At 72.2% G+C, this 13,795-nt stretch carries 10 protein-coding genes; 9 read left to right on the top strand and 1 reads right to left on the bottom strand.

The features are described 5' to 3' along the window. The first annotated feature begins 32 nt into the window (after positions 1 to 32). The 6 genes from PJ985_RS14780 (at position 33) to PJ985_RS14755 (ending at position 7,188) form a co-directional block, all read left to right on the top strand. Positions 33 to 2,879, top strand: coding sequence for a vitamin B12-dependent ribonucleotide reductase (locus PJ985_RS14780; protein ID WP_271684210.1), 2,847 nt, complete (start codon positions 33 to 35; stop codon positions 2,877 to 2,879). A 227-nt stretch (positions 2,880 to 3,106) separates the two neighbouring features. Further along, complete coding sequence (locus tag PJ985_RS14775; protein WP_271684209.1) at positions 3,107 to 3,979, top strand: hypothetical protein; 873 nt, start codon at positions 3,107 to 3,109, stop codon at positions 3,977 to 3,979. A 256-nt stretch (positions 3,980 to 4,235) separates the two neighbouring features. Next, positions 4,236 to 4,997 (top strand): SDR family oxidoreductase, encoded by a 762-nt coding sequence (locus tag PJ985_RS14770; protein WP_271684208.1) that lies wholly within the window; start codon positions 4,236 to 4,238, stop codon positions 4,995 to 4,997. 84 nt (positions 4,998 to 5,081) lie between these two features. Then, positions 5,082 to 5,690 (top strand): YdbC family protein, encoded by a 609-nt coding sequence (locus PJ985_RS14765; protein ID WP_271684207.1) that lies wholly within the window; start codon positions 5,082 to 5,084, stop codon positions 5,688 to 5,690. A gap of 37 nt (positions 5,691 to 5,727) precedes the next feature. Continuing rightward, positions 5,728 to 6,435 carry a histidine phosphatase family protein gene (locus PJ985_RS14760; protein ID WP_271684206.1) on the top strand — a complete coding sequence of 236 codons (708 nt, stop codon included), beginning with the start codon at positions 5,728 to 5,730 and terminating at the stop codon, positions 6,433 to 6,435. Between the two features lie 45 nt (positions 6,436 to 6,480). After that, a complete protein-coding gene (locus PJ985_RS14755) occupies positions 6,481 to 7,188 on the top strand; it encodes a ribonuclease HII (RefSeq protein WP_271684205.1) in 708 nt (235 codons plus the stop codon). A gap of 28 nt (positions 7,189 to 7,216) precedes the next feature. On the opposite strand, the gene PJ985_RS14750 is transcribed toward PJ985_RS14755, so the two are convergent. Further along, positions 7,217 to 9,415 (bottom strand): RecQ family ATP-dependent DNA helicase, encoded by a 2,199-nt coding sequence (locus PJ985_RS14750; RefSeq protein WP_271684204.1) that lies wholly within the window; start codon positions 9,413 to 9,415, stop codon positions 7,217 to 7,219. A 165-nt stretch (positions 9,416 to 9,580) separates the two neighbouring features. Here PJ985_RS14750 and PJ985_RS14745 point away from each other — a divergent pair, with 165 nt between their 5' ends. The 3 genes from PJ985_RS14745 to PJ985_RS14735 all read left to right on the top strand — a co-directional run bounded on the left by PJ985_RS14745 (position 9,581) and on the right by PJ985_RS14735 (position 13,657). Further along, positions 9,581 to 10,795 carry a DUF4192 domain-containing protein gene (locus PJ985_RS14745; RefSeq protein ID WP_271684203.1) on the top strand — a complete coding sequence of 405 codons (1,215 nt, stop codon included), beginning with the start codon at positions 9,581 to 9,583 and terminating at the stop codon, positions 10,793 to 10,795. A 7-nt stretch (positions 10,796 to 10,802) separates the two neighbouring features. After that, complete coding sequence (locus PJ985_RS14740; protein WP_271684202.1) at positions 10,803 to 11,567, top strand: NUDIX hydrolase; 765 nt, start codon at positions 10,803 to 10,805, stop codon at positions 11,565 to 11,567. A 260-nt stretch (positions 11,568 to 11,827) separates the two neighbouring features. Beyond that, entirely contained in the window at positions 11,828 to 13,657 is a 1,830-nt protein-coding gene (locus PJ985_RS14735; RefSeq protein ID WP_271684201.1) for an ATP-binding cassette domain-containing protein, read from the top strand. Positions 13,658 to 13,795: the final 138 nt, after the last annotated feature.

Genomic DNA, 13,795 nt, shown 5'->3' with positions numbered 1-13,795 from the left:
GCAGGGCGTTTTCGCCCGTACAGGGAGGCGGCATGACAGAGACGACGAGCGGCCCGGCACGAGGTCAGCGTGCCAAGGGCGGCAAGGGTGGCAGGGCGAGCAAGGGCTTGCACATCGAGCGGATCCACACCACCCCCGGCGTGCACCCGTACGACGAGGTTGTCTGGGAGCGCCGTGACGTCGTCATGACGAACTGGCGCGACGGCTCGGTGAACTTCGAGCAGCGCGGCGTCGAGTTCCCCGACTTCTGGTCGGTGAACGCCGTCAACATCGTCACGAGCAAGTACTTCCGCGGGGCCGTCGGCTCGCCGCAGCGCGAGACGAGCCTGCGGCAGCTCATCGACCGGGTGGTGCGGACCTACCGCAAGGCGGGCGAGGAGCACGGGTACTTCGCCTCTCCCGCGGACGCCGAGATCTTCGAGCACGAGCTCGCGTACGCCGTGCTGCACCAGATCTTCGCCTTCAACTCGCCGGTGTGGTTCAACGTCGGTACCCAGCAGCCGCAGCAGGTCAGCGCCTGCTTCATCCTGTCCGTCGACGACTCGATGGAGTCCATTCTCGACTGGTACAAGGAAGAGGGGATGATCTTCAAGGGCGGATCCGGCGCGGGTCTGAACCTGTCCCGTATCCGGTCCTCCAAGGAGCTGCTGTCCTCCGGCGGCAACGCCTCGGGTCCGGTCTCCTTCATGCGCGGCGCGGACGCCTCGGCGGGCACCATCAAGTCCGGCGGCGCCACCCGCCGGGCGGCCAAGATGGTGGTCCTCGACGTGGACCATCCGGATGTCGAGGCCTTCATCGAGACCAAGGTGAAGGAGGAGGAGAAGATCCGCGCCCTGCGTGACGCGGGCTTCGACATGGACCTGGGCGGCGACGACATCACGTCCGTCCAGTACCAGAACGCCAACAACTCGGTCCGGGTGACGGACGAGTTCATGAAGTCCGTGGAGTCCGGCTCGAAGTTCGGCCTGCGGTCCCGGATGACCGGGGAGATCATCGAGGAGGTCGACGCCCGCGAGCTGTTCCGGAAGATGGCCGCGGCGGCCCACGTCTGTGCCGACCCCGGGATCCAGTACGACGACACCATCAACCGCTGGCACACCTCCCCGGAGTCGGGCCGGATCACCGCCTCCAACCCGTGCAGTGAGTACATGCACCTGGACAACTCCTCGTGCAACCTGGCCTCCCTGAACCTGATGAAGTTCTTGCACGACGACGGCCGGGGCAACCAGTCCTTCGACGCGGAGCGCTTCGGCAAGGTCGTGGAGCTGGTCATTACCGCGATGGACATCTCCATCTGTTTCGCCGACTTCCCGACCGAGAAGATCGGGGAGACCACCCGGGCCTTCCGGCAGCTGGGTATCGGTTACGCCAACCTCGGCGCCCTGCTGATGGCCACCGGGCACGCCTATGACTCGGACGGCGGCCGTTCGCTCGCCGGAGCCATCACCTCGCTGATGACCGGTACCTCCTACCGGCGCTCCGCCGAGCTGGCCGCGGTCGTCGGACCGTACGAGGGCTACGCCCGGAATGCAGAGGCCCACCACCGCGTGATGCGGCAGCACTCCGATGCCAATGGCGTCGCGCACCGGGTCGACGACCTGGACAGCCCGGTGTGGGCCGCCGCGACCGAGGCCTGGCAGGACGTCCTGCGGTTCGGCGAGAAGAACGGCTTCCGGAACGCCCAGGCCTCCGTGCTGGCGCCCACCGGCACCATCGGCCTGATGATGGACTGCGACACCACCGGCGTCGAGCCCGACCTCGCCCTGGTCAAGTTCAAGAAGCTTGTCGGCGGCGGCTCCATGCAGATCGTCAACAACACGGTGCCCAAGGCCCTCAAGCGGCTCGGCTACCAGCCCGAGCAGGTCGAGGCGGTTGTCGCGCACATCGCCGAGCACGGGAACGTGATCGACGCGCCCGGGCTCAAGCCCGAGCACTACGAGGTCTTCGACTGCGCGATGGGTGAGCGTTCCATCTCGCCGATGGGGCACGTGCGGATGATGGCGGCGGCACAGCCCTTCCTGTCGGGGGCGATCTCCAAGACCGTCAACATGCCCGCGAGCAGCACGGTCGAGGAGGTCGAGGAGATCTACCTGCAGGGCTGGAAGCTCGGCACCAAGGCGCTCGCCGTGTACGTGGAGAACTCCAAGGTCGGCCAGCCGCTCTCCGCCAAGCGGAAGGAGGAGGCCGAGGTCGAGAAGGTCGTCGAGTACCGTCCCGTGCGCAAGCGGCTGCCGAAGGGCCGTCCCGGCATCACCACCTCCTTCACCGTGGGCGGTGCCGAGGGGTACATGACGGCCAATTCCTACCCGGACGACGGGCTGGGCGAGGTCTTCCTGAAAATGTCCAAGCAGGGTTCGACCCTCGCGGGCATGATGGACGCCTTCTCCATCGCGGTCTCGGTGGGTCTGCAGTACGGCGTGCCGCTCGAGACCTACGTGGCGAAGTTCACCAACATGCGCTTCGAGCCGGCCGGCATGACCGATGACCAGGACGTCCGGATGGCGCAGTCGATCGTCGACTACATCTTCCGTCGGCTGGCACTGGATTTCCTGCCCTTCGAGACCCGGTCGGCGCTCGGCATCCACACGGCGGCGGAGCGACGGCGCCACCTGGACACCGGGTCCTACGAGCCGGGTGACGCGGCGGCGGTCGGCGGGGAGGAGCCGGCCGGGGCCTACGAGCCGGCCGCCCCCCGTCCCGGTGCGGCAGCCGGTGCGACGCCCGCCCCGAGGGAGGCGCACACCAGCGCCGAACTGGTGGAGATGCAGCTCGGCATTCATGCCGACGCACCGCTGTGCTTCTCCTGCGGAACCAAGATGCAGCGTGCGGGCAGCTGCTACCTCTGCGAGGGCTGCGGCTCGACCAGCGGCTGCAGCTGACGCCCGGGGCCGCCCACGGGTAGGACGACAGCCACAGGACAGGTGGGGCAGCGACGCGACATCGTGCCGCTGCCCCACCTCCCTGTCAGCCGACGACGCAGCGGCTCGTGGCGCCGGACGTGCTCAGCCCCGTCTCGCCGTCCTCGGTGCAAGCCGGCCCCGGCCGCCGACGGCTGATGAGCGGTGCGGGCCGGAACGGGTATCCGAGCACACAGGGGGATGCGGCAATGATCGAGGTCGGGAACGACGGGGCCTTCCGCACCAACAGTGTCGGGACGGATCGATCACCGTTCCCGCTGAGCTTCACCGCGTGCGAGACCGACGGGTGGTGGCAGATCAGCGCTTCGGCGGCCCAGGCCGACGAGTTGACCGATGTGCTCTCGCGCTCGGCGAACGACACGGTCCTCCTCGTGGACCTGGCGACAGTCAGTTTTCTGCACGAGGATCTCCAGCAGTGGCGGCCCTCGTTGATAGCGGCGGAACAGGGGGTCGACTTCACCGCTCATCCGCTCGGGGCATGGGCCTCCGGCACGCCAGGACTCGGTGACGAAATCCTGGTGATGCACCGCAACAGCCTGCCGCGGTTCCTGGACGGCAGCTGGTCGCCCTACGAGCTGACGCTGGTCGATGTCCCGGCGGTGCCGGGTCCGGCGCGGCTCGATGAGATCGCCCTGATCATGGGCACGGCTGCCACCGACGAGCCGGTCCTGCCCCGTCTCAAGGGCTCGGGCCTGTGGTATTCCGGGCATGACGACTGTTACCTGGCAGTCGAGACGGCGGACCCGACGGTCCCCGCATCGATCCTGAACCGCCTGCTGGCCCTGCTGGCCGGCTCTGCGCTCGCCGGTGCCCGAGCGACCTCCTCAGTGGTGATCCCTGAACCGGACGTCACGACGACGGGCCGGCTGATCGGCGAGAGCCCGCACTGGATCGGAGTCGTTGCTGCCGCTTCGGAAACCTCGGTGACCATCGAGCTGTCTGCTCTGCCGCAGCCGTGGCAGCTCGGCGAACAACCGCCGGAGCACGTCGACTGCACGGCGACGCTCGATCTGACCCGAGGCGCCTGGCGGGTCGCCCTGCCGCCCGGCAGCGCCCTCTGAGGGGGCGGGCACCGAAGGAGGCCGCGGCCCCTTGGCACGCCCTCCCCGGTCGGTCTGCGCCGGCCCCCTGCCCCGTGGACTGTCCTTCTCCGGACGGGACCGGCCGCCGTCACGCTCCCGGCCCGCCGGACCTGCGGGGCCCTGCTGCCGCTGCCACACTGAACGCAGTGGTTCGTGAGCCCGCCGGGCACCGGCCACGGCGGTGCCGCCGCATCCGGGCCTCGTGGCGGGCCGCACGCAAGGCAGGGAGCCGTCGATGGACGATCCGACACTGGTGACCGGGGGGACCGGAACGCTCGGCCGGGCGGTGGTGCGGCGGCTGATGCAGGACGAGCGCCCGGTGCGGGTGCTCAGCAGGCGGCCGCGCCCCGTCGGCTCCCGGGCCGCCTGTGAGTGGGCGGTGGGGGATCTGCGGACGGGACAGGGCATCGATGACGCCGTCCGGGGCGCCGGGCCGATCGTGCACTGTGCGACAACCAGGACCGGCAAGGATGTGACGGCGACCCGCACCCTGGTCGAGGCGGCGGGCCGGGCCGGCAGCCCGCATCTGGTGTACATCTCGATCGTGGGCACCGAACGGGTGCCGATGTTCTACTACCGGGCGAAGCACGAGTGTGAGCGCGTGGTGGCGGAGTCGGGTCTGCCATGGACGATTCTGCGGGCCACGCAGTTCCACGACCTCCTCGCCGGGTTGACGACGGCGCAGCGCCTGCTGCCGGTCGCCCTGGCCCCCGGCGGCGGCATGTGCTTTCAGCCGGTGGATGTCCGGGAGGTGGCCGAGCGGCTGGTGGAGCTGGCCTCCGGGGCGCCCGCCGGGCGCGTCCCCGACCTGGCCGGGCCCGAGGTGCGCGAGGGAACGGACTTGGCCCGCGCTGTGCTGAGCGCGCACGGCCGACGCCGGCCCGTGGTCCCCGTGGTGCTGCCGGGCAAGGCTTCCCGGGCGCTCCGGGACGGGGCGCTGACCGTACCGGAGCGGGCGGTGGGCCGCATCACCTTCGAGGAGTACCTCGCCCGGTGACGGATCCTGCCGGAAACGGGTTCGGCCGCGTCCAGGTTGCGGGGAGTGCACGCGGAGGGGGTGAACTGGCCGTACGATGGCGCGGTGCTGGTCAAGTGGATACGGTGCAGCGTCGTTGACCGAGGCGGTTTCGAGCGGGGGCAGCGGAAGTGGGCAGGCTTGCCGGGCGAGCCCGGTTTCCGGGGTCAGGGCGGAGGCTGGAGCCGTTCGGAGCGAGGAGCCGTCCATCTGTTCTCCTTCTGGGAGAGCCGGGCGTTGTACGACTCCTTCATGGCCCGCTCCCATGACCGGCTCGCCGCCTCCCAGTCCGGTACGTATCAGGACATGCAGGCACGGTTGTTCGACTATCGCTTCGATGTGAAGACCGGCTTCGAGCCCCGGTTCCACGACGCGGACCTGCTGCGGGTGGCGCACTGCCGGGTGCGCGAGGAGCGGACCGAGCACTTCGCCCTGATGCAGGAGAAGGTGTGGAACCCGGCGATGGCCGGTTCTCCGGGGATGCTCCGCGGAGTGTTCGCGGAGGCCGAGCGGGAGCGGGAGTTCCTGGTGCTCTCGATGTGGGATTCGGCTGCCGAACGGGCCAAGTACCGCACCGAGCGGGTGGAGCGGCTGGCACTGAGGGCGCAGACCGGAGCCGACGTGGCCTCGATCACGGGCGCCGTGGTCGATGTCGAACCGGCCTGGACGGTGTGAGCCGCCGCTCCGCGCCAGGGGTCGTTAGGGTGGACGCATGGCACGGCCACGGCGCATTGTTCTCATCCGGCACGGCGAGTCCGAGGGGAACATTGACGACTCGGTGTACGAACGCGTGCCCGATCATGCGCTGCAGCTGACGGAGCGGGGCCGGCGGCAGGCGGAGAGGGCGGGGGACCGGCTGCGCGGCGTCTTCGGGCGGGAGCCCGTCTCAGCGTACGTCTCACCGTACCGGCGTACCCATCAGACGTTCCTGGCGTTGCGTCTCGACCCCTCCCGGGTCCGGGCGCGCGAGGAGCCGCGGCTGCGGGAACAGGACTGGGGCAACTGGCAGGACCCGGAGCACGTGCGGCAGCAGAAGCTCGCCAGGGACGCCTATGGCCACTTCTTCTACCGGTTCGTGGACGGGGAGTCCGGGGCCGATGTCTACGACCGGGTGGGCGCCTTCCTCGAGAGCCTCTGGCGCAGCTTCGACGCTCCGGACCACCCGCCCAACGTGCTGCTGGTGACACACGGCCTGACGATGCGCCTGTTCTGCATGCGCTGGCTGCACTGGACGGTCGCGGAATTCGAGTCGCTGTCCAACCCGGCCAACGGTGAGACGAGAGAACTGCTGCTCGGCCCCGACGGCCGCTACCACCTGGACAGGCCTTTCGAGCACTGGCACGTTCCACCGCCACCCTTCGAGGGCTGGCACGCCTCGCACACCCGGAGTCTGTCGGGCCGGAACGCGAACTCCGGGTAGCCCGCCGGGGCGGGGGAGCGCCGCGCGCGTAGGGTGGGCGGTGCCATGCCTCCCGAATCACCCACGCACCGCGTCGAACGCTCGCTCCGCGCCACCACCGGCGCCCGTCTGATCGCCGGGGTCGACGAGGTGGGCCGCGGTGCCTGGGCGGGCCCGGTCACCGTCTGCGCGGCTGTCACCGGCCTGCGCCGGCCGCCCGAGGGCCTCACCGATTCGAAGTTGCTCACTCCGGCGCGCCGCACCGCGCTCGCGGAAGAGCTGACCGGCTGGGTGACCGCTCACGCGCTGGGGCACGCCTCACCGCAGGAGATCGACGCCCTCGGTATGACCGCCGCGCTCCGGCTGGCCGCGGTCCGGGCTCTGGAGGGGCTTCCGGAGCGCCCGGATGCCGTCATCCTGGACGGCAAGCACGACTATCTCGGAGCTCCGTGGCGGGTGCGCACCGTCATCAAGGGCGACATGTCCTGTGTGTCGGTGGCCGCGGCCTCCGTGCTCGCCAAGGTACGGCGCGACGCGATGCTGGCCGCGCTCGCGGCCGATCACCCGGAGTTCGCCTTCGACAGCAACGCGGGCTATCCCGCTCCGGTGCACCGCGCGGCGCTCGAGGAACGGGGCCCGACCCCGCACCACCGGATGTCCTGGTCGTACCTGGACGCGCTGCCCCGCTGGCGGCATCTCAAGAAGCCCTCCCACCGCGAGGCCGCCGCCGGACCGGGCCCGTTGGAGGCGGCCGGGCAGCTCGGTATGTTCTGAAGCCGCCCGGCTCAGCTCGGCTGCCCGGTCAGCCCTGCACCGCCAGCACCAGTGGAAGCACTGCGCCGGCGCCCGCGGAGCGCAGCAGCCGCGCGGCCACCGCCAGGGTCCAGCCCGACTCCGTGAAGTCGTCAACGAGAAGAACCGGCCCGCTCGCGCCCCGCAATGCCTCGGAAAGCTCCGGGGCGAGGGTCAGCGTCCCGTGGAGCGCCCGCAGCCGCTGAGCGCTGTTGCTGCGCGGAGGCAGCGGGTCGTCGGTGGCCGGGACCACCGCCCCCAGCAGGGGCATCCGGCCGACTTCCGCGATCCGCTCGCCGAGCGAACGCACCAGCTGCGGACGGGACCGGGAAGCGACGGTGACCACGCCGACGGGCCGGGGGACGGCCTCCGGATCACCGGACGCCCAGCCGCCCGGTCCTTTCGCCCAGTCGCTGAGAACCGTCACCACGGCGTCGAGGACATCGCCGGGCACCGGACCGTCGGGGGTCTGCGGGGCGAGGAGCGGACGGAGCCGGTTGCCCCAGCCGATGTCCGTGAGCCGGCCCAGGGCGCGTCCCGGGGCCGCCTGCTCACCCGCCGGAATTCTGCCCTTCAGCTCGACGCCGACCGAGGGCAGCCCGGTCGGCCACATCCGGCGCGGCTCCACCGGCACCCCCGGCCTGCCCAGCTCGCCCCGCGCCGACTGGAGGGCGTCCGGGGCCACCTCGCCGGTGAACCGCGCCCCGGCGCAGTTGTCGCACCGCCCGCAGGCGGCTGCCTCCGGGTCGTCCAGCTGGCGGCGGAGGAACTCCATCCTGCACTCGGAGGTGGCCGCGTACTCCCGCATCGCCTGCTGCTCCGCCTCCCGCTGCCGCGCGACCCAGGCGTAGCGGTCCGCGTCGTAGCTCCACGGCTGTCCGGTGGCCGTCCAGCCGCCCGGGACCCGGCGCACCGCGCCGTCCACGTCGAGGACTTTCAGCATGGTCTCCAGGCGGGAGCGCCGGAGGTCCACCTGTGGCTCGAGGGCGGGCAGCGAGAGCGGCCGGCCGGCGTCGGCGAGCACCTGGAGGGTACGCCGCACCTGTTCCTCGGGAGGGAACGCCAGTGAGGCGAAGTAGCGCCAGATGGCTTCGTCCTCCGGGCCGGGCAGCAGCAGCACGTCCGCGTGCCGCACGCCGCGGCCCGCCCTGCCGACCTGCTGGTAGTAGGCGATGGGGGAGGAGGGCGAGCCCAGGTGCACGACGAAGCCGAGGTCCGGCTTGTCGAAGCCCATGCCCAGGGCGGAGGTGGCCACCAGGGCCTTCACCCGGTTGGCCAGCAGGTCGGACTCCGCCGCTTCCCGGTCGGCGTTCTCCGTCCGCCCGGTGTACGAGAGAACGGGGTGCCCGCGGTCCCGCAGGTAGGTGGCGACCTCTTCGGCCGCGGCCACCGTGAGGGTGTAGATGATGCCGGAGCCCGGGAGCCTGTCGAGATTGCCTACGAGCCAGGCCAGCCGGTGCGCGGCGTCGGGCAGCCGCAGCACCGACAGGCTCAGGCTCTCCCGGTCCAGCGGGCCGCGCAGCACCAGGGCATCGGCTCCGTCACCGCCGGTGCCGAGCTGCTCCGCGACATCGGCGGTCACCCGGGCGTTGGCCGTCGCCGTGGTGGCGAGCACCGGAATGCCTTCGGGCAGCTCACCCAGGATGGTGCGCAGCCTGCGGTAGTCGGGACGGAAGTCGTGGCCCCAGTCGGAGATGCAGTGCGCCTCGTCAACCACGAGGAGTCCGGCGGCGGCCGTGAGCCGAGGCAGTACCTCGTCGCGGAAACCCGGGTTGTTGAGCCGCTCCGGGCTCACCAGAAGGACGTCCACCGCCCCGTCGGCGACCTCCTGGCGGACGCGCTCCCAGTCCTCCTGGTTCGCCGAATTGATCGTGCGGGCGTGGATCCCTGCCTTCTCCGCGGCCTCGATCTGGTTGCGCATCAGCGCCAGCAGGGGGGAGATGATCACCGTCGGCCCGCTGCCCTGCTCGCGCAACAGCGCGGTCGCGACGAAGTACACCGCGGACTTGCCCCAGCCGGTGCGCTGGACCACCAGGGTGCGCCGACGTTCCCTGACCAGGGCCTCGATGGCCCGCCACTGGTCCTCGCGGAGAACGGCACCGCCCGGTGCCGCTCCGACGAGCTGGGCCAGCACGGTATCGGCCGCCGTGCGGAGCCCGGAGGGTGCGGGACCGTGGAGCGGGCCGCCGGGGGAGGGGGAGGGGTCCATGACCCCATGGAAGCCGATGAGCCCCGGTCCGCGCGAACCGCGGCTGGGGAAAACCCGTCACGGATGAGACGGAAAGACAGAATGACGGGATGATCGGCTGACGGAATGACGAGGGCTGTGGACAACACCGGGCCGTTTCCCGGGCGCCCGGGAAACGCTGTCCGCATGACCCGACACACCGACTCCGCGCAGGAGCTCACTCTCGCCGACAGCCGCGTGATCCTGCGCGGGCCCGCTGAGCTGGCCGATGCCCTTCCGTATCTTCTCGGCTACCACCCCGACGACTCCGTCGTCCTGGTCGGCCTGCACGGCCCCCGTGGCCGGCTGGGCGGCCGGATCAGGATCGGCATCCCGGAAACGCCGGACGACTGGCCGGAAGCGGCCGAACAGCTCGCCGGCTGTCTCGTCGAAGGAAGCCGGGCGCGCGGGCTGCGGCCCGACGCGGCGGTCGTGTACCTCTGCGGGGGCGAGGGCGACCCCGCAGAGGCGCAGGCCGCCATGGAACGGCTGAGGCCGCTGGCCCAGCAGTTGCGCACCGCTTGCGGAGCGCGGGACCTGCCGGTGTACGAGGCGCTGTACCTGTCCGGCAGCCGCTTCTGGTCGTACTGCTGCCCGGGGCCGCAGTGCTGCTCCGGCGCGGGCGCTGAGCTGCCCCCGCCCGGCACCACTCCGATGGCCGCGGCGGCCGCCTTCGCGGGGATCCGGGTCGCGGGTTCGCTGAAGGCCATGGAGCGGCGGCTCACGCCTCTGGAAGGGCCCGCCGCGTTGCGGCAGGTCCACGCCTTCGACACCGCCGCTGCCACGCTGGTGCCGAGAATGCTGGGAGCGGCCGGGGACGTCTCGGCCGTGCGCGCCGAGACGCTACGGCTCGCTGAGCGGCTGCTCGGCCGCTTCCACCGGGGTGCCGCTCCGCGGGCCGGCCGGGATGCCCGGCCGTCCGGCCCGCGCTCCGGCGGCGGGGCCCAGGAACGCGACGACGCCCGCGACGACGCGCTGATCACCTCGGCGGAGGCGGCCGCACTGATTCTCGGGCTTCAGGACCGGACCACCCGCGACATGGCGGCGGAGTGGATGGAGGGTGCCCGGGCGCGGCAGGCGCTGCGGCTGTGGCGGGCTCTCGCCCGCCGGTGTGTGCAGGCGTACCGGGGGCATGCGGCCGCGCCGCTGACTCTGGCGGGCTGGGTCGCCTGGTCCCTGGGGGACGAGCCGGCGGCCCGGGTCGCACTCGGGAGGGCGGTGGAGACGGACCCCGACTACGTCTTCGCACGGCTGCTGCATCAGGCGCTCAACGACGGCCTGGAGGCGGAGCCACTGCGGCACTGCATGCGCAGACAGCGCGCTCTGCGAGGGCTCGGAAGGAACTCCGCGGGGCGCCTATGATCACCGCATGCCCTACGACCCGTCTGCCTACCCGCCGTTCGCGGTCACCGTCGACCTGGTCGTGCTCACGGTGCGGCGGCACGCGCTGTGCGCGCTGGTGGTACGCCGGGGCGAGGAGCCGTTCAGGGGCCAGTGGGCGCTGCCCGGTGGGTTCGTCCGGGCGGACGAGGATCTCTCGACGGCGGCAGCGCGGGAGCTGGCCGAGGAGACCGGGCTGCGGACCCATGAATCGGGCAGCCGCCCCACCGCCGCACACCTGGAACAGCTCGCCACCTACGGGGACCCGGAACGCGATCCGCGCATGCGGGTGGTCAGCGTCGCGCACCTGGTGCTCGCCCCGGATCTTCCGGCTCCGACGGCCGGTGGTGACGCCGGGAGTGCCGAGTGGGCGCCGGTGAGCCGGCTGCTCCGGGACCGCAGCGGCGAGGACAGCGCCACGGCGGACGGCCCGACGGGTCCGCTGTCCTTCGACCACGCCCGCATCCTTCTCGACGGTGTGGAACGTGCCCGGTCGAAGATCGAGTACTCGTCCCTGGCTGCCGCCTTCTGCCCGGCGGAGTTCACCGTCGGCGAGCTCCGCCGGGTCTACGAAGCGGTCTGGGGGGTCTCCCTCGACCCGCGGAACTTCCACCGCAAGGTCACCGGGACCCCGGGGTTCCTGGTGCCCGCCGGAGGCACCACCACGCGGCAGGGCGGTCGCCCCGCCCAGTTGTTCAGAGCGGGCGGAGCGACCCTGCTGAACCCGCCGATGCTGCGCCCCGACAGTTCCTGACGCGGTGCGGCGTGCGACCGCGGGTCCGGCGTGACCCGGCGACCGGTACGGCGGGTCCGGTGTCCCGCTGCACGGGGTTCGGCGGCCGGCGCCGCACCCGCGTGCCGAAGGGCTGCACGGCTGCCTGCCCGGCGGGCCGTCCCCGCATGACCGGTGATGCGGGGACGGCCGGCAGGCAGTGACGATCCGCCTCGCGCGTCGCCCGGAAAACCGGATATGCCCGGATATCGTGCAGGGGTGCCTCGTCAGCGGGAGAAGCGATGATCCAGGCCATCGGCCTCACCAGCGTGTCCCGGCGCGACCGGCCTCCGGCGGTGGACGATCTCACCTTCGAGGCCGGAGCCGGCAGCGTCACCGTTCTCCTCGGACCTGCCGGAGCCGGCAAGACCACCGCGCTGCTGCTCCTGCTGCAGCTGCTCCCCGGCCGTGGCGTCGCCCTGTTCCGGGGCCGGCCGCTGCGCAGGGTGCCCCACCCCTCCCGGGAGGTCGGCACCCTGCTGGGCGAGGTCCCGGGCCATCCCGGCCGCACCGCCCGTGGCCATCTGCGCATGCTGGCCGCCGTCTCGGGAGTCCCCGCAGGCCGGGCGGACGAGGTCCTGGACGTCGTCGGGCTGAGCGGGCTCGCCGACCAGCGGCTCGCGGCCTTCTCCCGGGGGATGGACCGCAGGCTCGGGCTGGCCGCGGCCCTGCTGGGAGACCCGCACACCTTGGTGCTCGACGAACCGGCGCGCGGGCTCTCACCGCGGGAGACCGCCTGGCTGCGGGGGCTGCTGCGCGGTTACGCGGCCCAGGGCGGGGCCGTGCTCCTCACCGCGCGCGATCCGAAGGAGGCCAGTCGGGTGGCGGACCGGATCGTCACGGTGGAGGCCGGGAGACTGGTGGCCGACCAGGACGCCGGCGACTTCTCCCGCACCCGGCTCCGGCCGCGGGTCACCGTGCGGACCCCGCACGCCGGCCGCCTCGCGGCTGCTCTCACCGAGGAGTTCCGGGCCGCACCCCGGCAGGCCGGGAGGGCCGGGGCACAGCCCGAGGTGGTCCTGGAGACCGGCCGCCGGCTCCTGGTGTACGGCAGCGACTGCGCGACGGTGGGGGAGGTCGCCTACCGGAACCGGGTTCTCGTCCATCAGCTCGCCGAAGAGGAGGGCACCAGCGGGGACCGGGCCCCGGCCCTGCCGCTGGCGCGGGCGGACGGCCGGGACGCGCCCGAGCCGCCGCAGACGCCTCCGCCGGTTCCTCGCCGGGCGGCCGGGCCTCCGCCGCCCCGGCTGCCCGGCGCCGCCCCACCCGGCCCCAGCCGTCCGCTGCGCTACGAGCTGCGGAGGCTGACCGGGCTGCGTTCCAGCTGGTGGATCATGGGGGCCGCGCTGTTCGCCGGGCTCGTCACCGCCGCTGTGCTCGGCCTCACCGGAGAGACGCGGCCGGTCCGGGTGCTCAACGGCTGGGCGGAACCGTTTCCGCTGCCCCCGGCCGCACTGGCGGGCGGACTGCTCGGGGCGCTCTCGTTCGGACAGGAGTTCCGGTATCCGGCCCTGGCCCCCGGCCTGGTACCCGTTCCCCGGCTACTGCGGCTGCTCGTGGCCAAGCTCGCCGTGACGGGGGGCGTCGCCCTGCTGCTGTGCTGCGCGATCAGTACCGCCGGTGCCCTCCTGCTGCCCGTGCTGTTCGGCTCCGGCGTGCTCCCCGCGGAGACGTCCGGAGGCTTGCTCGCTGCTGTCGCAACAGGTGCGGCAGCGGCGGCGGACACCGCTCTCCTGGCGATCGGATGTGCCTGGGCGGGGCTGCTGGCCGCGGGTGTCTTCCGTTCGGCCCCGGCGGGCCTGGCAGCAGTCGCCGCCGTCCCCTACCTGATCGCCCCCGGCCTGCGTGCCCTGTTCGCAGGGCCGGCCGGACAGGCGCTGGAAGGGCTGCCCGGCCGGCTTCCGGTATTCGGCACTCTGCCGCAGCCCTCCGGGACGCAGGTCTGGTTCTCCGCGCCCGTACGCCTGGCGTCCGAGCCGGTGGGCTGGGCGCTCGCGCTCTCCCTGACCGCCCTGCTCGGCGGCTACGTCCTGCTCAGTCTGCGGACCGGCGCCGGACGGCCCCGGGCGTGAAGGATGCTCCTATGGCTGTCAGCCCAGGGTGTGACGTCGGCCGGGCGGCCGCGGGTGCCCATCCCGGCAGAAGCAGGGCATTATATCCGATATATGAAGGATATTCCCCTTTTCTGGGGTGAGAAGTCAATGCGGGGC

The organism is Streptomyces sp. ACA25 (assembly GCF_028200735.1).
Classification (GTDB): Bacteria; Actinomycetota; Actinomycetes; order Streptomycetales; family Streptomycetaceae; genus Streptomyces.
Note: the sequence above shows the minus strand (reverse complement) of the source record. Positions and strands in the feature narration are given on the sequence as shown.

Excerpts from the sequence above, each read along its gene's own strand:
- PJ985_RS14780 (WP_271684210.1), top strand. The coding sequence starts at position 33 with ATGACAGAGACGACGAGCGGCCCGGCACGAGGTCAGCGTGCCAAGGGC.
- PJ985_RS14775 (WP_271684209.1), top strand. The coding sequence starts at position 3,107 with ATGATCGAGGTCGGGAACGACGGGGCCTTCCGCACCAACAGTGTCGGG.
- PJ985_RS14770 (WP_271684208.1), top strand. The coding sequence starts at position 4,236 with ATGGACGATCCGACACTGGTGACCGGGGGGACCGGAACGCTCGGCCGG.
- PJ985_RS14760 (WP_271684206.1), top strand. The coding sequence starts at position 5,728 with ATGGCACGGCCACGGCGCATTGTTCTCATCCGGCACGGCGAGTCCGAG.
- PJ985_RS14755 (WP_271684205.1), top strand. The coding sequence starts at position 6,481 with ATGCCTCCCGAATCACCCACGCACCGCGTCGAACGCTCGCTCCGCGCC.
- PJ985_RS14750 (WP_271684204.1), bottom strand. The coding sequence starts at position 9,415 with ATGGACCCCTCCCCCTCCCCCGGCGGCCCGCTCCACGGTCCCGCACCC.
- PJ985_RS14745 (WP_271684203.1), top strand. The coding sequence starts at position 9,581 with ATGACCCGACACACCGACTCCGCGCAGGAGCTCACTCTCGCCGACAGC.
- PJ985_RS14740 (WP_271684202.1), top strand. The coding sequence starts at position 10,803 with ATGCCCTACGACCCGTCTGCCTACCCGCCGTTCGCGGTCACCGTCGAC.
- PJ985_RS14735 (WP_271684201.1), top strand. The coding sequence starts at position 11,828 with ATGATCCAGGCCATCGGCCTCACCAGCGTGTCCCGGCGCGACCGGCCT.